The sequence below is a fragment of the Bacillus sp. S71 genome, assembly GCF_016625265.1.
Lineage (GTDB): Bacteria > Bacillota > Bacilli > Bacillales > Bacillaceae_G > Bacillus_A > Bacillus_A cereus.
Map to the genome: position 1 here is coordinate 23,143 of NZ_JACVUW010000014.1, position 21,807 is coordinate 44,949.

Genomic DNA, 21,807 nt, shown 5'->3' on the forward strand with positions numbered 1-21,807 from the left:
AGTGTAGAAAAAGCATCATTTAGTGTCAACGTTTATTTTCTAGGAAGAGAAGGTGAATTTCTCAGAAATGCTAAACGTTGACAGGCCTTTCGTTTGAGGTGTATCTTAAAATCAAGCGTAATTATGACTATTTTTCGCCCATAGGGGGGAGACAATTGTGATTCAAACGAAACAAAAAGGCTTGCAAGAAGTTCTTATTGCAGCTATCAAGCGTGCAACTAACGAAAAAACATTGGTTAGTTTTGTAAAACAAATAGACTGGGTGGATCCGCTTCTGTTCTATGCAGCAGGAAAAAGGATTTCATTCGAAAATAGATGTTATTTTGCAGACCCGGCTCAGCATGTAATATTTGCAGGAATTGGCTCTGTTTTCACTATAGCAAATTCTTCTCATAAGCGCTTTCAAACCGCTCGTGACGAGTGGGAGAAAGTAAAAGAGAATGCATTTGTCCAAAGAGATGAATATGAATTTGGAACGGGTCCGCTTTTATTTGGTGGTTTTTCATTTGATCCAGAAAAAGAGAAAACGGACCTATGGAAAGAATTTAAAGATACGACATTTTCACTACCAGCATTTTTATTAACTGTAAAAAATGAAAAAGCATGGTTAACGATGAATACATTTGTTGCAGCAACAGATTGTGCAGAAACTGTTTATAATGAAATGATTTCTTTAGAAGAGAAAATTTTTGAGGAGAGTAAATGTGCGCTAAACGGATCGAAATTAACTGTTATTTCTAAAGTAGAAGTGGATCCGAAAGGCTGGATGAAAGCAATTGAAAAAGTACAAGATGAGATGAAGCAGGGTAACGTGCAGAAGGTTGTATTGGCGAGGGAACTAAAAGTAGAGATGAACCATTCGATTGATTCTGCTCTTGTTTTAGAAGCACTTCGCATTGGTCAACCGGATTGTTACGTATTTTCTTTTGATTATAAAGGAGCATGCTTCTTAGGAGCGACGCCTGAGAGATTAATTCGCAAAGAAGATGAGAAATTTACATCGATGTGTCTTGCTGGTTCAATCGGTCATGGTCATTCTATAGAAGAAAGTGAACGAAATAGTAATGCGCTTCTTCATGATGAAAAGAATTTAGCTGAACATGGTTATGTCGTTAACATGATCCGCTCGGTACTAAATGAACATTGCGAATACGTTAATATTCCGGAAAGCCCAGGTTTATTAACAACGAAAAACTTAATTCACTTATATACGCCTGTAGAAGCAAAAGGCGATGCGAGTCTTTTAACAATGGTAGAAGAATTACATCCAACACCAGCTCTTGGCGGGACACCTCGTTTGGAAGCGATGAAACTGATCCGTGATGTTGAATTGTTAGACAGAGGGTTGTATGGTGCACCGATTGGCTGGATAGATGATGAAGGAAATGGTGAATTTGCGGTTGCGCTGCGCTGCGGATTATTAAACGGCGAGAAAGCATCCTTATTTGCCGGTTGTGGTATTGTAATTGATTCAATCCCGCAGCTTGAATATGAAGAAACAAGTTTGAAGTTTAGACCGATGCTTGGTGCTTTGGAGGAATTAATGAAATGAACAATCATATAGAAGCATTATCATATTATTTAGGCGCGTTCGTGGATGAACTAACGCGTCTAGATGTATGTGATGTTGTCATTAGTCCAGGCTCACGGTCAACGCCGATTGCTTTACTAATGGAACAACACGAAGGAATGAACACATATTTACATGTAGATGAAAGATCAGCTGGATTTTTCGCGCTCGGTATTGCGAAAGCGAAAAAACGCCCAGTAGCATTATTATGTACGTCAGGAACAGCAGCAGCTAATTACTATCCAGCTGTATGTGAAGCTTTTCATTCAAGGGTACCGCTTATCGTCTTAACAGCGGATAGACCGCATGAATTAAGAGATGTGGGTGCACCACAAGCAATGAATCAATTTAATTTATACGGTACTTTTGTGAAACAATTTACAGAGATGGCACTGCCAGAAGCGAGTGAAGCGATGTATCATTACGCTCGTATGACGACGCAGCGCATAGTAGCAAATGCTTGTTTAGCGCCGCAGGGTCCTGTTCATCTTAATTTTCCAGTTCGCGAGCCACTTATCCCTGATTTCTCACTAGAAAGCTTATGGGATAAAGGACGTAGTGAATATACAAGAGTAGTTCAGCAAGGAAACGTGACGATGCCGAGTGAATATGTAGATTCTCTTGTAGGGCGCCTTTCACATATGGAAAAGGGGCTTATTATTTGTGGAGATGATAGTCATTCAGAAATTGCAATGTTTGCAACGCAACTAGCTGAAAAAACTGGCTATCCTATATTAGCAGACCCACTTTCTAATATTCGTAGCGGACACCACGATAAAACGATGGTAATTGACTGTTATGATACATTTTTACGAAATGAGCAGTTAAAAGAAAAATGGAAACCGGACGTGTTAATTCGCTTTGGTGGTATGCCTGTTTCTAAATCATTAACGCAGTTCATAAAAAAACAAACGAAAGCAGTTCATATCGTTGTCGATGAATCAGGACAATGGAGAGATCCAGCTCTTGTTGCGACAGAAGTTGTGCAAGCAAGTGACATTGAATTCTGCAAGGCAGTAATAGAAAAAATGCCAGTTATGAAGAAGAATGATTGGTTCGTAATGTGGCAACATATAAACGAAAAAACGAAGGAAACGCTTCGTGAAATGGAAACATATGAAACTGCATTTGAAGGAAAGGTTATTACAGATATTGTGCGCGTATTACCAGAAGACGCAACGTTATTTGCGAGCAATAGTATGCCAATTCGTGATACAGACTCATTCTTCTTCACATCGGATAAAAACATCCATGTGATGGCAAACCGTGGCGTAAATGGTATTGATGGAATCATTTCGACAGCTTTAGGAGCGAGCATTATTTGCGATCCACTTGTATTAGTGATTGGTGATTTATCATTTTATCACGATTTAAATGGGCTATTAGCAGCGAAATTACATGAATTAAACATAACAATTGTCGTTGTAAATAATGATGGCGGGGGTATTTTCTCATTCTTACCACAATATGAGAAAAAGGAACATTTTGAATCATTATTTGGAACACCAATTGGACTTGATTATGAGCACGTTGTCAAAATGTACGGTGGTTCATTTAGCCGTGTAAATGGTTGGGAGCAATTCCGTGAAGAAGTACAAAAGGGAGCAACGACAAAAGGTTTACACGTTGTGGAAATTTGTACGAACCGTGATGAAAACTTAACATTGCACCGTACGTTATGGGCAAAAACACAAGACGTAATTACTACATCGTTGCAAGGTGAAGCAAAATGAACGTAACACTGCAAGGTGTATCGTATGAATATGAAGTAGTTGGAAGCGGAGAACCACTTCTACTTCTTCATGGTTTTACGGGAAGTATGGAAACGTGGCGTTCTTTCGTTCCTTCTTGGAGCGAGCAGTTTCAAGTCATTTTAGTAGATATTGTTGGGCACGGAAAAACGGAAAGCCCTGAAGATGTGACGCATTATGACATCCGAAATGTGGCATTGCAAATGAAAGAACTATTAGATTACCTTCATATTGAAAAAGTACATATACTTGGCTATTCAATGGGCGGTAGATTGGCGATTACGATGGCATGTCTATATCCAGATTATGTACACTCTCTTTTATTAGAAAACTGTACAGCTGGGCTCGAAAACGAAGAGGATAGAAAAGAACGTCGTGAAAAAGATGATCGACTTGCCGATAAAATTGAGCGAGAAGGCGTTCAAAGTTTTGTTTCTATGTGGGAAAATATTCCGCTTTTTGAAACGCAAAAACGTTTAGCAGAAAACGTACAAGAAGCGGTGCGAAAAGAACGGCTTGCTAACAATCCAAAAGGACTTGCAAATAGCTTGCGCGGCATGGGAACAGGGGCTCAGCCTTCATGGTGGGATGAGCTACACAACTTGAAAATGCCTGTTCTTTTAATGAACGGAGAATATGATGAAAAGTTCTTTCGCATATTAAAAAACATCGAAAAATACGTTTCTGATGCGAAAATTGTCAAAATTGATGGTGCTGGCCATGCAATTCATGTGGAACAACCGGAAAAGTTTGATACAATAGTAAAGGGATTTCTAAAAACTATGCAGTGATGCTTTTTTCAGTAAGAAGGAAGTCACACTTATAGAGGAGATCAGAAATATACAAGGAGGTAGTTGTAATGGCTATTGAATGGGTAACAGAAGGCAATTACGAAGATATTATTTATTCAACATACAATGGTATCGCAAAGATTTCGATTAACCGCCCTGAAGTACATAACGCATTCCGTCCAAAAACGGTAATGGAGTTAATCAATGCATTTGCACACGCTCGTGATGATGCAAATGTTGGCGTTATCATTTTAACAGGAGAAGGTGGACGTGCATTCTGTTCTGGCGGCGACCAAAAAGTTCGCGGTCATGGTGGATATGTAGGTGACGACCAAATCCCACGTCTAAACGTATTAGACTTACAACGTCTAATTCGCGCAATTCCTAAACCAGTTATCGCAATGGTAGCAGGTTATGCAATCGGCGGTGGACACGTACTTCATATCGTATGTGACTTAACAATCGCTGCAGACAACGCTGTATTCGGACAAACAGGTCCTAAAGTAGGAAGCTTTGACGGTGGATACGGAGCTGGTTACTTAGCTCGTATGGTAGGCCACAAGAAAGCTCGCGAAATTTGGTACCTATGCCGTCAATATAATGCACAAGAAGCGCTTGATATGGGCTTAGTAAACACAGTAGTACCATTAGAAGAGCTTGAAGCAGAAACAGTACAATGGGCACAAGAAATTTTAGCAAACAGCCCAATGGCACTTCGTTTCCTAAAAGCTGCATTCAACGCAGACACAGACGGTCTAGCTGGTATTCAACAACTAGCTGGAGATGCAACGTTATTGTACTACACAACTGACGAAGCAAAAGAAGGTCGCGACGCATTCAAAGAAAAACGCAGTCCGGACTTCGGTCAATTCCCTCGTTTCCCTTGATCAAAAGCGGAAGCGGCTCGCTTAGAATGTGAGGGGGATGGAGCTTCTTCCTACGAGGCGCTTTTTGCCTCGTAGGAAGAAGTGAAGCCACCGAACATTCTAGCCGCTGTAGCTAGATGAGATTAAACCGGAAACAAAACAACTAAGAGACTTGATATCATATCAAGTCTCTTTCTTTCATGAAAGGAGAATGAATGATGGAGACGATGCCAAATTGGTTAATGCAACGTGCATTTTTAACACCAGATCGCACTGCAATTGAAATAGAGGAAGAGAAAGTTACTTTTATGGAGCTACATGAAAAAGTAGTATCTGTTTGTGAACACCTCACGTATGTTGGAGTGGAGCGAGGGCAAAAGGTGGCTGTTCTGATGAAAAATGGTATGGAGATGATTACAGTTATTCACGCCCTATCTTATGTAGGTGCAGTAGCTGTGCTTTTAAATACGCGTCTTTCAAGAGAAGAGCTACTTTGGCAAATGGATGATGCTGAAGTTGTTTGTTTAGTAACGGATCAAGATTTTGATGCTAAAGATGTTCCTGTTTATTCATTCGCCGAAGTGATGAATGGACCAAAAGAGGAAGCCTCTATACAAGAAGAGTTTTCTTTAGAAGAAGCGATGACAATTATTTATACGTCTGGGACGACAGGCAAACCGAAAGGCGTTATTTTAACGTACGGCAATCATTGGGCAAGCGCAGTCGGTTCGTCGCTTAATTTAGGACTTCGTGATGATGATTGTTGGTTAGCCTGCATGCCGATGTTCCATGTTGGCGGGCTATCTCTTTTAATGAAAAACATTATGTACGGCATGCGTATTTTACTTGTTCCGAAATATGATGCTGATTTTATTCATAAAGCACTTCAAACGAGAGGAGTAACAATTATTTCTGTCGTTTCTAAAATGTTAACTGATTTATTAGAGCGACTTGGAGAAGGGACATATCCATCTTCTTTACGATGCATGTTACTTGGCGGAGGACCAGCGCCGAAACCGTTATTAGAAACATGTGTGGAAAAAGGAATCCCAGTGTATCAAACGTACGGTATGACAGAAACATCTTCGCAAATTTGTACGTTATCCGCAGATTACATGTTAACGAAAGTAGGATCAGCTGGAAAACCACTATTTCAGTGCCAACTTCGTATTGAAAAAGATGGCGTAGTAGTGCCACCATTTGCGGAAGGTGAGATTGTAGTAAAAGGACCGAACGTAACAGGCGGTTACTTTAACCGTGAAGATGCGACGCGAGAGACTATTCAAAACGGATGGCTTCATACTGGCGACCTCGGTTATTTAGACGAAGAAGGGTTTTTATACGTATTAGATCGCCGCAGTGATTTAATTATTTCTGGCGGAGAGAATATATATCCAGCTCAAATTGAAGAAGTGTTGCTTTCTCATCCGGCAGTAGCGGAAGCTGGTGTTGTCGGCATGGCTGACGATAAATGGGGACAAGTACCAGCTGCTTTTGTTGTGAAAAGTGGGGCGGTAACAGAAGAAGAAATTCTTCATTTTTGCGAGGAGAAATTAGCGAAATATAAAGTGCCGAAGAAAGCATGTTTCTTAGAGGAATTACCACGTAACGCTTCGAAAAAATTGTTAAGACGAGAGTTAAGACAATTAGTGGAGGAGATGTAGGTGGAGATAAAAAAAGCGACACTTCATATAACGGAAATGCCACTCGTCATCCCGTTTGCTGCAAGCTACGGGACTTACGAAAAGCGTGAGAGTATCGTTATTGAATTAGAGGATACGGACGGGTACATCGGATTTGGGGAAGTCGTTGCATTCTCTGAACCGTGGTATACGGAAGAAACGGTGAAGACAGCGCTGCATGTACTGCAAGACTTTTTAATACCTGATTTATTAAAGGCTGAAATTTCTCATCCGAATGAGGTACCGGGTCTATTTCAACATATAAAAAGAAACCGAATGGCAAAAGCCGGAATAGAGGGGGCTGTTTGGGGTTTATATGCGAAGCGTCAAAAGAAATCGCTAGCGACAGTACTTGGCGGAACTAGTCATGAAATTGAAGTCGGCGTTGTAATTGGCCTTAATACGATTCCAGTTATGTTAAAACAAATCGAGAAGTACGCGGAAGAAGGATACGAGCGTTTTAAAGTGAAAATAAAGCCAGAGCATGATTATGAGTTATTAAAAGAAATTCGAAAAGAGTTTCCGCATATCCCGCTAATGGCTGATGCAAATTCAGCATATACATTAGCGGATACAGAGAGGCTGAAACGACTAGATGAATTCCAATTAATGATGATTGAACAACCGTTAGCGGATTACGATTTTCTTGATCACGCGGAGTTGCAAAAGAAAATTGAAACGCCGATTTGTTTAGATGAAAGTATTCATGGTTTAGAAGACGCACGCGTTGCGATTACGCTTGGTAGTTGCCGCATCGTTAACATTAAGCCAGGGCGAGTGGGCGGATTAACAGAGTCGGTTCAAATTCATAATTATTGTATGGAACATAACATACCCGTTTGGTGCGGTGGTATGGTGGAGATGGGGATTTCACGAGCGCAAAATGTTGCTCTTGCTTCATTGCCGAACTTTACGATTCCAGGCGATATATCCGCTTCTAGCAGACATTGGGAGAAGGATATTATTTCGCCGGAAGTGATGCTTGAGAGCGGGAAAGTGATTGTACCACAAAGCGTTGATACTGAGTATGAAGTAGACCGCGGAAGGCTGGCGGAAATCACGAAGCAGCGGATTGTTTTTGAACGGTAAATGGAAGTTGCGTTAGGATGCCCGCAAGTAGCGAGAGGATTTTGTCGTTCATTGTCGGTAAGTCAATATAATTGGAAAATCGCTGATATAATTTTATTTACCAAGGTTACTTTAACGAGTAGCCTTTTCGTATTGTACAAATTGGATAGACTAGTTTACAATCGAGCGTATAAAAATGGAATGGAAAAGGGGGAGTAAAATGAAGCGCATTTCAATTTTAATAGCTGATGATGAGGCAGAAATTGCTGACTTAATTGAGATACATTTAGAAAAAGAAGGGTACCATGTTGTGAAAGCAGCGGATGGGGAAGAGGCGGTTCATATTATTGAAACGCAGCCAATCGACTTGGTAGTTTTAGATATTATGATGCCGAAAATGGATGGTTATGAGGTGACGCGTCAAATTCGCGCGAAACATCATATGCCAATTATTTTTTTAAGCGCGAAAACTTCGGACTTTGATAAGGTGACAGGTCTTGTACTAGGTGCGGATGATTATATGACGAAGCCTTTCACACCGATAGAATTAGTTGCACGTGTAAATGCACAACTGCGTAGGTTTTTTACGTTAAATCAACCGAAAGTAGCGGAGAGTAAATCTGCTTTAGAAATAGGCGGAGTCGTAATTAATCCTGAGCGCAGGACGGTTGATGTGTATGGTGAGCAAATTGAATTAACGCCGAAAGAGTTCGATATTTTATATTTATTAGCGAGTCATCCGAAGAAAGTATACAATGTGGAAAATATTTTTCAGCACGTATGGGCGGATGATTATTATGAAGGTGGAAATACAGTAATGGTACATATTCGTACTTTGCGGAAGAAACTTGGAGAAGATAAAAGAAAGGATAAATTAATAAAAACAGTGTGGGGAGTAGGTTATACTTTCAATGGCTAATATGATGAAAAGTTTTCGATTTAAAATGATTGCCTTATTTGCGTTAAGTATGGTGCTTGCAGCAACTGTAACTTATATAATTTATAAAGGATTGCAGTTGTATTATAAAACGATGGTTCGCTACGAAGAGCCTTTAGCACAATTTAGGTCAATGGTAAGGGAATTTGGAGACATTAACTTCTTTTTAATTTTCTTTATTCCGTTATCTATTATCTTTTTCTTCTTTTTGACAAAACCGTATTTAAAATACTTTGATGAAATTTCTAATGGGATTCATCATCTTGCGAACGGTAACTTTACGAATAAAGTTCAAGTTTCATCAAATGATGAGTTTGGAAATATCGCGCGTGAAATAAATGTTGCAAGTGAAAAGTTAAAAGAAGCTGTTGAAAGAGGAGATTTTGCAGAAAGTAGTAAAGATCAGCTCGTTGTGAATTTAGCTCATGATTTAAGAACGCCGTTAACATCCGTGTTAGGATATTTAGATTTAATTCTTAAAGATGAAAATTTAACAAAAGAACAAATTAAACATTTCTCCACAATTGCATATACAAAATCGCAAAGACTGGAAAGTTTAATTGATGAGCTATTTGAAATTACACGTATGAATTATGGCATGCTAAAGCTGGATAAAAAGCCGATTGATATAAGTGAGTTGCTTATACAGTTAGAGGAGGAATTGTATCCGTTATTAGAAAAACATCATTTAGAAGCTAGATTGAACGTGGCTCCTCATTTACCGATGCACGGTGATGGAAAATTGTTAGCTAGAGTATTTGAAAACTTATTAACAAATGCCGTTCGTTACGGGTATGATGGGCAATTTGTTGATATGAATGGATATGTTGATAATGGAGAAGTTGTCGTACAAATTATGAATTACGGAGATAGCATTCCGGAAGAAGATTTACCGTATCTTTTTGATATGTTCTATACAGGTGATAAAGCAAGAACTGAGAACCGTGGCGGGACAGGCCTTGGACTATTTATTGCGAAAAATATTGTCGAGCAACATAACGGTACGATTTCTGCTGAGAGCAATGTAGTTAGAACGCTATTTGAAGTACGATTGCCAAAAGACGAGAATGTAACAATTTAATAAAAATTTAAACTTTACCCCACTTTTTATTTTAATAGTTTTTTCTATTCTATACGTAAGTTACGTTAAGGAGGAACTAGAAATGAAAAAGTGGGTATTTATTTCTTTTTTTATAGCATTCACAGTATGTGTAGGCGTTTATATATCACCGTTATTTCAAAAGGAAATCGATGTTAAAATTGTCGGGAAAGATGAGCTAGTAAAGGCGGCAAACACCGAGGGGAAAGAGATTACGAAGGAACAAATTTATAAGGGCGATTTATTATTAGTTAACAGGGATTATCCAGTAAAAAAAGATAGTATTAGGTCTGATATTATAAATGTAAATCATAATAGTGAATTAGTAAGAGGTTATGTAATATTTGATAGAAATCTTCGTTTATCAAAGGATGTTGTGAAAAAGTTTTTGAACGTTGTCGATGCGGCTGGAAAAGAAAGTGTTAACCATTTTTTGATTAGTAGTGGTTATAGAGATTTCCAAGAGCAAAAACAGCTATATGAAAAAATGGGATCTGATTATGCACTTCCAGCAGGATACAGTGAACATAATTTAGGATTATCACTGGACATTGGGTCTACTCAAAAGAAAATGGAGAAAGCGCCTGAAGGAAAATGGATTGAAGAGAACGTATGGAAGCATGGCTTTGTATTACGTTATCCGAAAAATAAAAGTAACATTACTGGAATTCAATATGAGCCATGGCATATCCGTTATGTCGGCCTACCTCATAGCGCAATTATGCAAAAAAAGAATTTTACACTAGAGGAATATTTAGAGTTTTTAAAAGAGGAAAAAGAGGTTTCAACTGAAGTAGAAGGTAAGAAATATACTGTTTCTTATTATAAAGTTTCTGAGAATACGAAAGTGAACGTTCCAGCAAACAAGCAGTATGAAATTTCCGGGAACAATATGGATGGGGTTATTGTGACGATTCAGGAATAGAGAAAAAGGCTGTGCCATTTGGGACAGCCTTTTCTTATATAAGAAAGGAAGTGACGTTTTTTGTCGGTAAATCGATATTCTTTGTCGAATCGTTAATATATTATAAGTTATGATAGATATAATTGAAAAATCGTTGATATATTGTAAGTTATGATAGATATATTCAAAAAATCGTTGATATAATTTCCTATACTATTAGCATTTTGGAGGAGCATCTTTTTATATATTTTTAAACATTATAACGTTATATTTACTTTTCGTTTTTTTCATGTTACTCTAAATATGTGAAAGAGATATAAAATGAAACTTAAATGTAAGCGTATTCTTATGGCTTCTTATAGAAAAGGGTGGAAATACAATGACAGAACGATTCGTACTACGTAATGTGAAACGTGTGAACGGGGAAGAGATTGACATTGTAATTGAAAATAATAAAATCGCACAGGTGACAAAAGCTGGTGCTGGCGAGGGTGGAAAGGTTCTTGATTACTCTGGTACTTACGTATCGAGTGGCTGGATTGATTTGCACGTTCACGCTTTTCCAGAGTTTGATCCGTATGGCGATGAGGTAGATGAAATTGGCGTTAAGCAAGGGGTAACGACAATTGTTGATGCGGGTAGTTGCGGTGCTGATCGTATTGTAGATTTAGTAAAAAGTAGAGAGCAGGCAAAGACAAATTTATTTGCCTTTTTAAATATTTCTCGCATCGGTTTGAAACGAATTGATGAATTATCCAATATGGAATGGATAGATAAAGAGAAAGCGATAGAAGCAGTAGAAAAGTATAAAGATGTAATCGTTGGATTAAAGGCGAGAATGAGTAAAAGTGTCGTTTGTGATAGTGGAATTGAACCGCTGCATGTAGCGCGCGCTTTATCCCATGAAACATCATTACCGATTATGGTACATATCGGTTCAGCGCCTCCCCGTATAGAGGAAGTTGTACCTCTTTTAGAAAAAGATGATGTGATTACACATTATTTAAACGGGAAAGAAAATAATTTATTTGATGAAGAAGGGAAACCGCTACCTGTGTTGTTAGATGCGGTGAATCGCGGCGTGCATTTAGATGTTGGTCACGGTAATGCTAGCTTTTCTTTTAAAGTAGCAGAAGCGGCGAAGTGTCACGATATTGCCTTTAATACAATTAGTACGGATATTTACCGGAAGAATCGTATACATGGTCCAGTGTATAGTATGGCTCACGTTCTTTCGAAATTCCTTTACTTAGGTTATCCGCTAGAAGAAGTGATTGATGCGGTTACGAAAAATGCGGCAGAGTGGCTTAAGAAACCAGAGCTTGGCCGTATTCAAGAAGGAGATATTGCAAACTTAACTTTATTTACGGTTAAAGATGAGAAGGTTACGTTAATTGATTCAGAAGGGGATCAGCGCATTGCTGAAAAAAGAATTGATACGAAAGGGGTTGTAATTAATGGGTCATTCATTGAATGCTAAGTACGGATTAAAAAGAGTAATTAATGCGAGCGGTAGAATGAGTATTTTAGGTGTATCTGCTCCTACAGATACGGTAATGGATGCGATGAAACATGGTGGACAAAATTATGTAGAAATTGCTGATTTAGTAGATAAAGCAGGAGACCATATTGCGAGAATTCTAGATTCAGAGGCAGCGGTCGTTGTGAATTCAGCATCGAGCGGAATTGCGCTTTCTATCGCTGGTATCGTTACAGAAGGAAATCGCCGTAAAAGTGAAAGACTTCATCAAGAAGTAATCGCGAAAAACGAAGTGATTATGTTAAAAGGTCATAACGTTCAATACGGTGCTCCTGTTGAAACGATGATTTACTTAGGTGGAGGAAAACTCGTTGAAGTTGGCTACGCAAATGAAGGGAAAGCAGAACATATTGAAGATGCGATTGGCGAAAATACAGCAGCAATTCTTTATGTGAAATCACATCATGCAGTGCAAAAAAATATGATTTCTGTTGAAGAAGCATGGGAAGTAGCGCAGCGAAATAACGTACCACTTATCGTTGATGCGGCAGCTGAAGAAGACATTCAAAAATATGTGAAGTATTCAGACCTTGCCATTTATAGTGGTTCAAAGGCAATTGAAGGACCTACTTCTGGTATTGTTGGCGGGAAACGAAAATATATCGAATGGCTGAAAGTGCAATTACATTGCATCGGAAGAAGTATGAAAGTCGGGAAAGAGACGACTTTTGGCTTACTTCAAGCGCTTGATGAGTATGGAGTAAAAGAAGATAAGAGCGAGCAAGAAAAAGAAGTGCTACAAGTACTTATGCCGCTAAAAGAATTAAATGGTGTAAATATAACGATCGTTCAAGATGAGGCTGGAAGAGCAATCTTTAGAGCTCGTATTCATATTAACGAGAAAGAGTTAAACAAATCAGCCAAAGACGTTGTGACTGCATTACGCGAAGGGGAAATCGCAATTTATACACGTGATTATGGAGTAAGACAAGGATTCTTTGATATCGATCCACGTCCACTTCAAGGTGATGACATACATGTGATTGAAGAAAAAATGAGAGAAATTGTAGGGGGAAACTAAAATGACAAACATTCAAAAACGTTTTTATAAAGGACGCGTAGCATTAAATGTATTAGCGAACAATATCCAAAATGCGAAAGATATTTTTGAAGCAGCAGAAGGTTATGTAGTAGTGGGAGTGTTATCAAAAGACTACCCAACAGTAGAAGAAGCTGTTACAGCTATGAAAGCATACGGAAAAGAAATTGATGACGCTGTATCAATCGGGCTAGGAGCAGGAGATAATCGTCAAGCAGCAGTTGTAGCTGAAATTGCGAAGCATTATCCTGGTAGTCATATTAACCAAGTATTCCCTTCAGTTGGAGCGACACGTGCAAATCTTGGCGGAAAAGATAGCTGGATTAATAGTTTAGTATCACCAACAGGAAAAGTAGGGTACGTAAATATTTCTACTGGCCCAATTAGTGCGGCTGGAGAAGAAAAAGCAATTGTTCCAATTAAAACAGCAATCGCACTTGTACGTGATATGGGCGGAAATTCATTGAAATACTTCCCAATGAAAGGGCTAGCTCACGAAGAAGAATATCGCGCAGTTGCGAAAGCTTGTGCAGAAGAAGGATTCGCATTAGAGCCAACAGGTGGAATTGATAAAGAAAACTTTGAAACAATTGTACGTATTGCGCTTGAGGCAAATGTAGAGCAAGTTATCCCGCACGTATACTCTTCTATTATTGATAAAGAAACTGGTAATACGAAAGTAGAAGATGTTCGTGAATTATTAGCAGTCGTGAAAAAGCTAGTTGATCAATATGCGTAAGAAAATTGCAGCGTTCGGCGAAGTAATGATGCGCCTGCAAGTACCTGGATATGAATTGTTGTCGCAAGCTAACACGTTAAATTACTCATTTTCAGGTACAGGTGTGAATGTTGCAGCGGCACTTTCTCACTTAGGGCATGAAGGGCTTCTTATTTCAACTTTACCGGAAAATTCGGTTGGAGATGCAGCTGTATCTTACATTCAAAAGTTAGGGATTCAAACTTCTCTTGTTTCAAGAGGCGGTAAATATGTAGGTATGTATTTTTTAGAAAATGGATTCGGTGCACGTGCAAGCCGCGTTACATATTCGAATCGATTAGAAAGTAGCTTCAATACGGCATGTGAAGAAATGTATCAATTTGAAGAAATCGCAAAGGAAATTGATATCGTTCATTTTTGCGGTATTACACTTGCGATGAATGATACGGTGCGTCATCATATGAAATCTTTAGCGAGAGCAGTTAAAGAAAACGGAGGAACCGTCGTTTTTGATTGTAATTATCGTCCATCACTTTGGGGAGAAGACGGATATGAACAGGCAAAACCGCATTATGAAGAAATGCTAGGACTTGCTGATATCGTTATGATGAATGAAAAAGATGCAATGTTTGTTCTTGGAATGAAAACAGAAGAGACAGAGCGAGAGGCGCAACTTGTTGATCTTATTCCAAAGGTAGCTGAAACGTATCATATCGCTACAATTGCTGGTACTCATCGCTCTATTAACAGTGATAATACACATTCGCTTCGCGGGTTTATATGTAAAGATGGAACGTTCACTTTTGCAAAAACACTTACGTTTTCTGTATATGATAGAATAGGTGCTGGAGATGCTTATACGAGCGGAATTATTCATGGCGAGATAAAAGAGTTCGCATCAGAGAAAGCTGTTTCATTTGCGTCAGCAGCTGGAATGCTAGCACATACAATCGTCGGTGATACGCCAATGTCATCAGAGAAGGATATACTTCGGGCGATGACGGCATCAGTAGGTGATGTAGAAAGGTAGTGGGTGTAACAGTGAACGTAACGAGAAAAAAAGGACCATTATATTTGCAAATAAAAAATATTATTCGTGATCGAATATTGCATGGTGTATATGCGATTCATACGAATATTCCTTCAGAACCGCAATTAGAAGAAGAGTTCAATGTTAGTAAGATTACAGTGCGTAATGCGATTAAAGAACTCGCTCAAGAAGGATATTTGGAAAAGAAGAGCGGCAAAGGAACGAAAGTGATTCGTAATACTTCTGCGACAAAACTGTCAAAGGGTAAGAAATTTACAGAAGTGTTAGTGGAAGAAGGATATAAAGTACAAAAGAAATTATTAAAAGCAGAAATCGTTCATAATGAGGAAGGAACAGTGCCGTTTCGATTATTCGGTAAAGAGAGTTTTCGTATCGAGCGCCTATATATGTTAAATGATACGCCGTACATTCATTATACGCACTATTTCTCAGCTCAAATGGCAAGTACAGATTTATCGGACTTTGATTTACAATCGCTTTACGATTTAGTTGAGGACCGAGGTATACATTTAGAAAACTTCAGAGATGAATTCGCAGTTGGACTTGCGCCTAATTTCGTTGCAGAAGCGCTAGGTGAAAAAGAGGGAACAGCGCTATTAAAACGCATGCGCTATTCTTACGATGAAGTTGGCGAAGTAATTGAATATAGCGAAGGCTACTACAATACAGAAATGCAGCATTATGTAGTTAATTATGACGTATAAAAAAGAGGGGATGTTCCCTCTTTTTTTATAAAGTGAAACTTTAATCAGTGGAGGAGGGCATCACCCACTGATCACCAATAGGGGTAAAAGTAAGGGGAATGAGAGATGGATATATACTTATTAATCGTCACGTTACTTGCGATCACAATTGTTATTTTAGGGGTATCATGGTGGAAATGGCATGCATTTATTAGTTTAACAGTTGCGAGTTTGTTTTTAGCTATTATGTCTGGACTGAACTTAATGAAAATAGTGACTGCCTATGAAACTGGTGTTGGTAGTGTACTAGGGCATTTAGTTGGTATTTTGGCACTTGGAACTATACTCGGGAAAATGATGTCTGATTCAGGAGCAGGCATGCAAGTTGCAGATTTCTTTATTCGATTTTTCGGCGTAAAAAAATTACCTTGGGCTATGTTATTTGCAGGTTTTGTTATAGGGATTCCCGTCTTTTTTGAAGTAGGGATTGTTATTTTATTACCACTTGTAATTTCAATTCGAAAAACGACGAAGCAAAACATATTATTAATTGCTTTACCTGTTATTGCGGGATTATCTATCGTACATGGGCTAGTACCTCCGCATCCAGGTGCCATGACTGCAATCGGTATTTATAACGCGAACTTAGGAAAGGTACTTTTATATTCATTAATTATCGCGTTACCGACGGCTATTATAGCAGGCCCAATATTTGCAAAGTGGGTACATAAGAGGGTTATACCTGAAAATGAACCGGAGCTTGTTCGAGTTACGACAGTATCAACTGATTTGCCAAGTCGTAAAGTTTCATTCTTTATTATTTTATTACCAGTTGTATTGATGATTTTATCAGTAGTTGCACCATATATTTCATTACCGGAAAAATTGACTGAATTTTTCGTGTTTATAGGAAGTCCAGTAATCGCCTTACTTATTTCATGTTTCGCAGCATTTTATTTACTTGGTATCAAACAAGGTATTAATAAAAAGATGATTAAAAAATTAACAGATGAAAGTTTATTGCCTGTCGGTTCTATTATTTTAATAATTGGTGCAGGCGGTGGATTTAAACAAATATTAATTGAAAGCGGCGTTGGAACAGCTATTGCACAAATGGCAGAACATATTTCGTTATCACCAATCGTATTAGCTTTCATGGTAGCTGGTTTAATTCGAATTGCAACAGGTTCAGCTACAGTAGCATTAACGACAGCAGCAGGGATTGTTTCACCAGTTATTCAGCACATGTCTGGTGTGAATTTAGAGCTTCTCGTTATTGCGACCGGTGCAGGATCATTAATGTTTTCTCACGTAAATGATGCAGGGTTCTGGCTTGTAAAAGAGTATTTAGGTTTGACGGTGAAGGAAACATTTAAAACTTGGACGGTGCTGGAAACATTGTTATCATTTATTGCATTTGGTTTTGCTCTTTTGTTGAATATGTTTCTTTAGGAGAGGAGATCAGATTTAAACGAATAAAACCTACAGAGGAAATGTAATTTCTCTGTAGGTTTTATTCGTTTTTTGTGCTTTCTATTACTTAATGGAACGGACATACTGATCTTCTCCATCGTCTTTGACAAAGACTCCTAGCTCATTCAAATCTTTGCGTAAATGCTTCTTTTTTTTCGAGTTTCCTTCTCGAAGGGCATTTCGTCTTTCATACAAAATAGTATTTATGCTTTTATTAAATCGCTCATCCTCTAATTTCCATAAGCTATACTCATGTTTATAAGGATCTTGTTCCACCCAGGGGAAGCCGTGCATTAAGAAAGTATCTTTAATTTTGCTTGGGTTAATGTCAGATGTTTCACGTAACCATTCTCGGTCTTCTTGATCAATGATAACCACTTGACGCTTATCTACAAAAACGGCTTTTACATTTGATCTGGTGATTTGTTTCTTTTGATCGTCCTTATTCACGTGAATGCTTTCCGAAGTAATGTTCATCTTTAAAGCGTCACTATAAACAATTAAAGAAAATAAAATTCCTGCAATAACACCAATTAGCATGAGGATAATAGGAAGCCAGAAGGGGTTAATAAAATTTAAAAGTTCTATAATTTTTGAATCAGAAAAGAGAGGAATCCTTTTTATAATCTCTATTAATTTAGGTGAAAAATATCCAATAATGCCTAAAAGGATTGGGCTTAATATAGCAAGTAATTTTTCTAAAAAACCTAATCCAATGACAGATGCCTTTTTCATGTGTAATTCATCCTTTCATATATATTTTTTTAATCAAGGCATATTTAAACAGTGAGTTTCTTCACCATTTTTATGAGCTCATCTGAGTAATTTTCTATGGATATAGATGAATTTGCCTTCAGCATTCTTTCTTCGATTGCTCCTAAAATAAATGAAGCTAATGTGTCGGTTTGGAAAGAATCGGAAAACACGCCATTTTGTTGACCAGTCTTCAAAATATCTAATAACATCGTTCTAAGAGCATCCTCCTCTTCGTCGTCTTCGATTCTGTAATAAGGAACGTTCTCTTCATTTCTTGCATTAAAGACAATCTCAATTAAGGCAATATTATTTTTGTAATGAGTTTCTTGATAAGCCAAGTGTGCTTCAATAAAAGCCTCTAGTTTATTTATTTCAGATTGAGCTAATAGTACTCGATTACTAATAAATTCATGTTGTTTGGCAACTAAAAATTGTAATGTGCGATTCATAAGGTAAAGCTTATCGTTAAAATGATAAGAAATAAGTCCGGTGCTAATCTTAGCTTTTTTTGCTACCTTCGTTAAGCTTAAGTTGTTATATCCAACCTCTTCTAATGTATCAATACATGCAAGAATAATTTGTTCACGCCTAGCCTCTGCAATAAAAGAATCAGTCAAGCTATTCAACTCCTAATTTATATGATTTGAATGTATAATCAAAAAATTGATTGGCTGTTCAATTAAATATTAGTAAGAAATTAAGAGTATGTCAAATGTTTTATGCTTACATCTGGATAAGGCTCATTCGCTTTTTAATAAAGCCCAATTCCTAAAACAAGCCCGTTTTTAGGTAAGCCAAGCTTCCTATTCGCCCTGAAAACATAATATAAATGGAATCCCCTCATTTAGAGCAAGGTGAACTTGTTATGAATGATACTAAAGGAGGAATAGGGTAATGAGCGAAAAGTGTGAACACAGACATGATGATTGTAACCGCAGACATGGTTGCGGAGGCGGTTTTGCGCTTCTAATTGTATTGTTTATTTTATTAATTATCATCGGTGCTAGCTGCTTCGGCGGAGGCGGCGGTTGTGGCTATGGTGGTTACGGCGGTTACGCAGGCGGCTACGGTGGATATTGCTGCTAATTATTAAAAACTATTGAAAATAGCCTTGTGCATATTGCACAAGGCTATTTTATTCATATTTTTATATGCTGTGATAATTTATTAATGTACAGAGAACGGATTAAGAAGAAGAAAATAATCTCGATAATCCCGAAAAAGGTGAGTACGATACATGTCTCTTTTAGTAAGGAGAAAGAAAACATACTTTGTAAAAACTTAACCGCAAATAATGTGTGAACACCAGCAACGATGTAAGGAACGAAAAATAAAATTCCTAATTGAATCGTTGCAGAGCGAAACATTTCTGATTCAGTTAAGCCAAGCTTTGTAATCGTAATATACTTTTGTCTTTCAGTTGTTAAGTCATTATACATACGGAAATATAAAACACTAGCTGCTCCGATAAAGAAAATAAAGCCGAGAAATGCCCAAATAAAGAATTGAGCGACTGCATTTCCTTTACTATGAACGAGTTCATCCGTAGCTGTATAAATATAAAATGGTTTAATGAAATCTTCTTCATTTTTATGTGCTTCATACAAGGTTTCTGCATCGTGATCTAAGCTTTTTAATATATTTTTTGTTGGGACAATTGCATTTTCCCAATTTTCCACGAAGTAGTTATAGACTGTAATTGTTTCAATATGAGGAATCATATTTTCAATTACTTCATCTTGCATCACAATTAAGTGAGGTAATGCAAAGGGAGGCTCAATTCCTCTATTAATAAAACCTTTAATTTGAAATTCCTTTTTATTAGAGCCAAGTGTAATTGTGTTCTGCTTCGCAAATGGGTTAGACACGAGATTTAATAACGCTGGTGAATAGCGAGAAATATTATAAACTTGTGAAGAATCGAGAGTGATTTTTGGTCTGTTTAATTGCTGTGCTATTGCGTTATAATCACTCATTTTCATAATGGCAATTGATTCTTTTAAAGCTGTATCTTTTAAAACGGTAAACTTATATTTGTCATATTGAAAATTAGCATTTGTAAGTTCAGTTTCAATCGTAGTAATATGCTTTTGTTCAAATGCATTAACACCTTCTGATGTATAGGTGAATGGTATTGGATATCGTTCTAGTATGGGTGCTTTCGTATTATTGTTTGCAGCAAATAACCCGATAATAATTGTAAATGCAAGTGCAGATAGCATAGAAACAATAAAGAGTACATTAATATTACTGCGTGTACGAGAAACTAAATCTGAAATCCATAACATATTTATTTGTTTTAAGTAAAACTTTCTTCGTTTCTTTAAAATATAGATAAAGAGAAGAAATGTTTGTGAAAAAAATAAATACGTCCCAATCACTACAAGCGGTAAAATAGATAGCATAATTAAGAATACAGATCCATTTTGTGCATTTTTTTCCGTTATGTAGCCTTGCGGATAACCGGCAATATAATAACATAGTCCTAAACAAGTTAAAGCAAATAGTGAAATGAGTATAGATGGTTTTTTTTCGCTCTTCTCTTTGTTAACGGCCTTAATAAGCTTCGTTGTTTTTCGAGTACGAATAAACATCGGTGTGAATGTAGAAACGATTAAAAATAAAATGATAAATGTTACGGTTGTAACGATAATCGCTTCTGTTGGCCAATATAAATATAGACCTTTCGAACTGGTTAATTTCGAAGTGACTAATAAGAAAAAGTTAGAAAATACAAGGCCACCTTGTATCCCGATAAAGATAGATAATATCCCGATTATCATGTTTTCAGTAAATAACAATTTTTTTAATTGTCTCTGTGAGATACCGAGAATCGTAAGTATCCCGAATTGTTGCTTCCGTACATTTAAAAATGTACCGATTGAATATAAGAGAAAGAAGAACGAGAACATAACGATAACAAACTGCGCTGTACTAGCTAAATTCATTAGAGGATCCCGATCTTGAAAGCTTTGTACACTCTGTAAGCGTGGATGATACGCGTATACAGTAAATGAAAAGAAAACCATGATAGAAAACGCACTACTTACAAAGTAGGCGAAATATGCTTTTGAATTACGTGAGACATTTTTAAATGCGAATTGCCAAAACGTCATCCACGTCTTCCTCCTAATAAGGCTAGAACATCTAATATTTCTTGATAAAACTTCTCGCGATATAATCCGCGGTGCAGTTCATTGTAAAGCTCTCCATCTTTAATGAAAATAACACGGTTACAATAACTTGCTGCAAACGGATCGTGCGTAACCATTAAAATCGTTGCATCTTCTTCTTTGTTTAATTTCGTAAATAACTCCATTACATCAATAGCGGCTTTTGAATCCAGGTTCCCTGTCGGTTCATCGGCTAGTAAGAGAGAAGGGTGATGAATAACAGCGCGTGCTACTGCAGTACGCTGTGCTTGTCCTCCAGAAACTTCAAAAATACGTTTGTCCAAAATATGATCAATTCCAAGCTTTTTTGAAATGTTATCAAGCTTTTCATCCATTTCTTTTAATGGAACATTATCTAATGTTAAAGGTAGTACGATATTTTCACCGATTGTTAGTGTATCTAGTAGGTTAAAGTTTTGGAAAACAAATCCTAACTCTTGGCGGCGGAAAATAGCTAACTTCTCTCTACGAAATGTGTGTGGTTTTTTTCCGTTAATAACGACGTCACCAGAAGTAGGAGAATCAATTGTAGAAATAACGTTTAAAAATGTAGATTTCCCGCTACCAGATGGCCCCATAATGGCAACGAATTCCCCTTTATCTACGTGTAAATTTATATTTTTTAAAGCAGTATGAGGGACTTTTCCCTCATATACTTTTGAGACGTTTTTTATGTGTAATACTTCTTCCATAGTAATCACCTTTC

Annotated in this window: 20 protein-coding genes; 16 read left to right on the forward strand and 4 right to left on the reverse strand. The window is 37.5% G+C overall.

Translation table 11 applies throughout. The features are described from left to right. Nucleotides 1–157 precede the first annotated feature (157 nt). The 15 genes from IBT51_RS22865 (at nucleotide 158) to gntP (ending at nucleotide 17,151) form a co-directional block, all read left to right on the forward strand. The gene (locus tag IBT51_RS22865) at nucleotides 158–1,552 is read left to right on the forward strand and encodes an isochorismate synthase (RefSeq protein WP_098250691.1); all 1,395 of its coding nucleotides are present in this window, start codon (nucleotides 158–160) and stop codon (nucleotides 1,550–1,552) included. Then, on the forward strand, nucleotides 1,549–3,303 hold the full coding sequence (gene menD / locus IBT51_RS22870) for a 2-succinyl-5-enolpyruvyl-6-hydroxy-3-cyclohexene-1-carboxylic-acid synthase (protein WP_088024221.1): 1,755 nt from the start codon (nucleotides 1,549–1,551) through the stop codon (nucleotides 3,301–3,303). The genes IBT51_RS22865 and menD overlap by 4 nt, the downstream gene beginning before the upstream one ends. Next, nucleotides 3,300–4,112, forward strand: a complete 813-nt coding sequence (gene menH, locus IBT51_RS22875) for a 2-succinyl-6-hydroxy-2,4-cyclohexadiene-1-carboxylate synthase (protein ID WP_200458614.1) — start codon at nucleotides 3,300–3,302, stop codon at nucleotides 4,110–4,112. The genes menD and menH overlap by 4 nt, the downstream gene beginning before the upstream one ends. Nucleotides 4,113–4,180: 68 nt before the next feature. Next, complete coding sequence (gene menB / locus IBT51_RS22880; protein ID WP_000963892.1) at nucleotides 4,181–4,999, forward strand: 1,4-dihydroxy-2-naphthoyl-CoA synthase; 819 nt, start codon at nucleotides 4,181–4,183, stop codon at nucleotides 4,997–4,999. Nucleotides 5,000–5,196: 197 nt separating this feature from the next. Then, the gene (locus IBT51_RS22885; protein WP_200458613.1) at nucleotides 5,197–6,642 is read left to right on the forward strand and encodes an o-succinylbenzoate--CoA ligase; all 1,446 of its coding nucleotides are present in this window, start codon (nucleotides 5,197–5,199) and stop codon (nucleotides 6,640–6,642) included. Further along, nucleotides 6,643–7,749, forward strand: a complete 1,107-nt coding sequence (menC, locus tag IBT51_RS22890; protein ID WP_197242913.1) for an o-succinylbenzoate synthase — start codon at nucleotides 6,643–6,645, stop codon at nucleotides 7,747–7,749. It begins immediately after the preceding gene. Nucleotides 7,750–7,948: 199 nt separating this feature from the next. Then, nucleotides 7,949–8,647 (forward strand): response regulator transcription factor, encoded by a 699-nt coding sequence (locus IBT51_RS22895; protein ID WP_000822510.1) that lies wholly within the window; start codon nucleotides 7,949–7,951, stop codon nucleotides 8,645–8,647. Next, nucleotides 8,640–9,746 (forward strand): sensor histidine kinase, encoded by a 1,107-nt coding sequence (locus tag IBT51_RS22900; protein WP_000002599.1) that lies wholly within the window; start codon nucleotides 8,640–8,642, stop codon nucleotides 9,744–9,746. Before IBT51_RS22895 ends, IBT51_RS22900 begins: the two co-directional genes overlap by 8 nt. An 82-nt stretch (nucleotides 9,747–9,828) precedes the next feature. After that, entirely contained in the window at nucleotides 9,829–10,689 is an 861-nt protein-coding gene (locus IBT51_RS22905; RefSeq protein ID WP_098851928.1) for a M15 family metallopeptidase, read from the forward strand. Nucleotides 10,690–11,047: 358 nt separating this feature from the next. Then, on the forward strand, nucleotides 11,048–12,148 hold the full coding sequence (locus IBT51_RS22910) for an amidohydrolase/deacetylase family metallohydrolase (protein WP_197235667.1): 1,101 nt from the start codon (nucleotides 11,048–11,050) through the stop codon (nucleotides 12,146–12,148). Then, entirely contained in the window at nucleotides 12,126–13,229 is a 1,104-nt protein-coding gene (locus tag IBT51_RS22915; RefSeq protein WP_197235666.1) for a DgaE family pyridoxal phosphate-dependent ammonia lyase, read from the forward strand. The genes IBT51_RS22910 and IBT51_RS22915 overlap by 23 nt, the downstream gene beginning before the upstream one ends. 1 nt (nucleotide 13,230) lies before the next feature. After that, entirely contained in the window at nucleotides 13,231–13,986 is a 756-nt protein-coding gene (gene dagF / locus IBT51_RS22920; RefSeq protein WP_053563472.1) for a 2-dehydro-3-deoxy-phosphogluconate aldolase, read from the forward strand. Further along, entirely contained in the window at nucleotides 13,979–14,995 is a 1,017-nt protein-coding gene (locus IBT51_RS22925; RefSeq protein ID WP_078401183.1) for a sugar kinase, read from the forward strand. Before dagF ends, IBT51_RS22925 begins: the two co-directional genes overlap by 8 nt. After that, the gene (locus IBT51_RS22930) at nucleotides 14,995–15,720 is read left to right on the forward strand and encodes a GntR family transcriptional regulator (RefSeq protein ID WP_197235664.1); all 726 of its coding nucleotides are present in this window, start codon (nucleotides 14,995–14,997) and stop codon (nucleotides 15,718–15,720) included. Before IBT51_RS22925 ends, IBT51_RS22930 begins: the two co-directional genes overlap by 1 nt. Before the next feature lie 105 nt (nucleotides 15,721–15,825). Beyond that, nucleotides 15,826–17,151 carry a gluconate permease GntP gene (gntP, locus tag IBT51_RS22935; RefSeq protein WP_197235663.1) on the forward strand — a complete coding sequence of 442 codons (1,326 nt, stop codon included), beginning with the start codon at nucleotides 15,826–15,828 and terminating at the stop codon, nucleotides 17,149–17,151. 84 nt (nucleotides 17,152–17,235) lie between these two features. Here gntP and IBT51_RS22940 read toward each other — a convergent pair whose 3' ends face one another. Both IBT51_RS22940 and IBT51_RS22945 read right to left on the reverse strand, forming a co-directional pair. Further along, nucleotides 17,236–17,907 carry a YqeB family protein gene (locus IBT51_RS22940; protein WP_197235662.1) on the reverse strand — a complete coding sequence of 224 codons (672 nt, stop codon included), beginning with the start codon at nucleotides 17,905–17,907 and terminating at the stop codon, nucleotides 17,236–17,238. Between the two features lie 44 nt (nucleotides 17,908–17,951). Next, entirely contained in the window at nucleotides 17,952–18,545 is a 594-nt protein-coding gene (locus IBT51_RS22945; protein WP_000132248.1) for a TetR/AcrR family transcriptional regulator, read from the reverse strand. A 277-nt stretch (nucleotides 18,546–18,822) separates the two neighbouring features. Between IBT51_RS22945 and IBT51_RS22950 the strand changes: the two genes are divergently transcribed. After that, nucleotides 18,823–19,014, forward strand: a complete 192-nt coding sequence (locus IBT51_RS22950) for a YjcZ family sporulation protein (RefSeq protein WP_001290392.1) — start codon at nucleotides 18,823–18,825, stop codon at nucleotides 19,012–19,014. Between the two features lie 53 nt (nucleotides 19,015–19,067). Here IBT51_RS22950 and IBT51_RS22955 read toward each other — a convergent pair whose 3' ends face one another. Both IBT51_RS22955 and IBT51_RS22960 read right to left on the reverse strand, forming a co-directional pair. Next, nucleotides 19,068–21,044 carry an ABC transporter permease gene (locus tag IBT51_RS22955; RefSeq protein ID WP_197235661.1) on the reverse strand — a complete coding sequence of 659 codons (1,977 nt, stop codon included), beginning with the start codon at nucleotides 21,042–21,044 and terminating at the stop codon, nucleotides 19,068–19,070. Further along, nucleotides 21,041–21,793 (reverse strand): ABC transporter ATP-binding protein, encoded by a 753-nt coding sequence (locus IBT51_RS22960; RefSeq protein WP_000393250.1) that lies wholly within the window; start codon nucleotides 21,791–21,793, stop codon nucleotides 21,041–21,043. The genes IBT51_RS22955 and IBT51_RS22960 overlap by 4 nt, the downstream gene beginning before the upstream one ends. Nucleotides 21,794–21,807: the final 14 nt, after the last annotated feature.

Bases quoted from the DNA above. Each gene is read 5' to 3' on its own strand.
- IBT51_RS22940 (WP_197235662.1), bottom strand. From the start codon at position 17,907: ATGAAAAAGGCATCTGTCATTGGATTAGGTTTTTTAGAAAAATTACTT.
- IBT51_RS22905 (WP_098851928.1), top strand. From the start codon at position 9,829: ATGAAAAAGTGGGTATTTATTTCTTTTTTTATAGCATTCACAGTATGT.
- IBT51_RS22915 (WP_197235666.1), top strand. From the start codon at position 12,126: ATGGGTCATTCATTGAATGCTAAGTACGGATTAAAAAGAGTAATTAAT.
- IBT51_RS22885 (WP_200458613.1), top strand. From the start codon at position 5,197: ATGGAGACGATGCCAAATTGGTTAATGCAACGTGCATTTTTAACACCA.
- IBT51_RS22910 (WP_197235667.1), top strand. From the start codon at position 11,048: ATGACAGAACGATTCGTACTACGTAATGTGAAACGTGTGAACGGGGAA.
- dagF (WP_053563472.1), top strand. From the start codon at position 13,231: ATGACAAACATTCAAAAACGTTTTTATAAAGGACGCGTAGCATTAAAT.
- IBT51_RS22895 (WP_000822510.1), top strand. From the start codon at position 7,949: ATGAAGCGCATTTCAATTTTAATAGCTGATGATGAGGCAGAAATTGCT.
- menD (WP_088024221.1), top strand. From the start codon at position 1,549: ATGAACAATCATATAGAAGCATTATCATATTATTTAGGCGCGTTCGTG.
- gntP (WP_197235663.1), top strand. From the start codon at position 15,826: ATGGATATATACTTATTAATCGTCACGTTACTTGCGATCACAATTGTT.
- menH (WP_200458614.1), top strand. From the start codon at position 3,300: ATGAACGTAACACTGCAAGGTGTATCGTATGAATATGAAGTAGTTGGA.
- IBT51_RS22900 (WP_000002599.1), top strand. From the start codon at position 8,640: ATGGCTAATATGATGAAAAGTTTTCGATTTAAAATGATTGCCTTATTT.
- IBT51_RS22955 (WP_197235661.1), bottom strand. From the start codon at position 21,044: ATGACGTTTTGGCAATTCGCATTTAAAAATGTCTCACGTAATTCAAAA.
- IBT51_RS22925 (WP_078401183.1), top strand. From the start codon at position 13,979: ATGCGTAAGAAAATTGCAGCGTTCGGCGAAGTAATGATGCGCCTGCAA.
- IBT51_RS22950 (WP_001290392.1), top strand. From the start codon at position 18,823: ATGAGCGAAAAGTGTGAACACAGACATGATGATTGTAACCGCAGACAT.
- menB (WP_000963892.1), top strand. From the start codon at position 4,181: ATGGCTATTGAATGGGTAACAGAAGGCAATTACGAAGATATTATTTAT.
- IBT51_RS22960 (WP_000393250.1), bottom strand. From the start codon at position 21,793: ATGGAAGAAGTATTACACATAAAAAACGTCTCAAAAGTATATGAGGGA.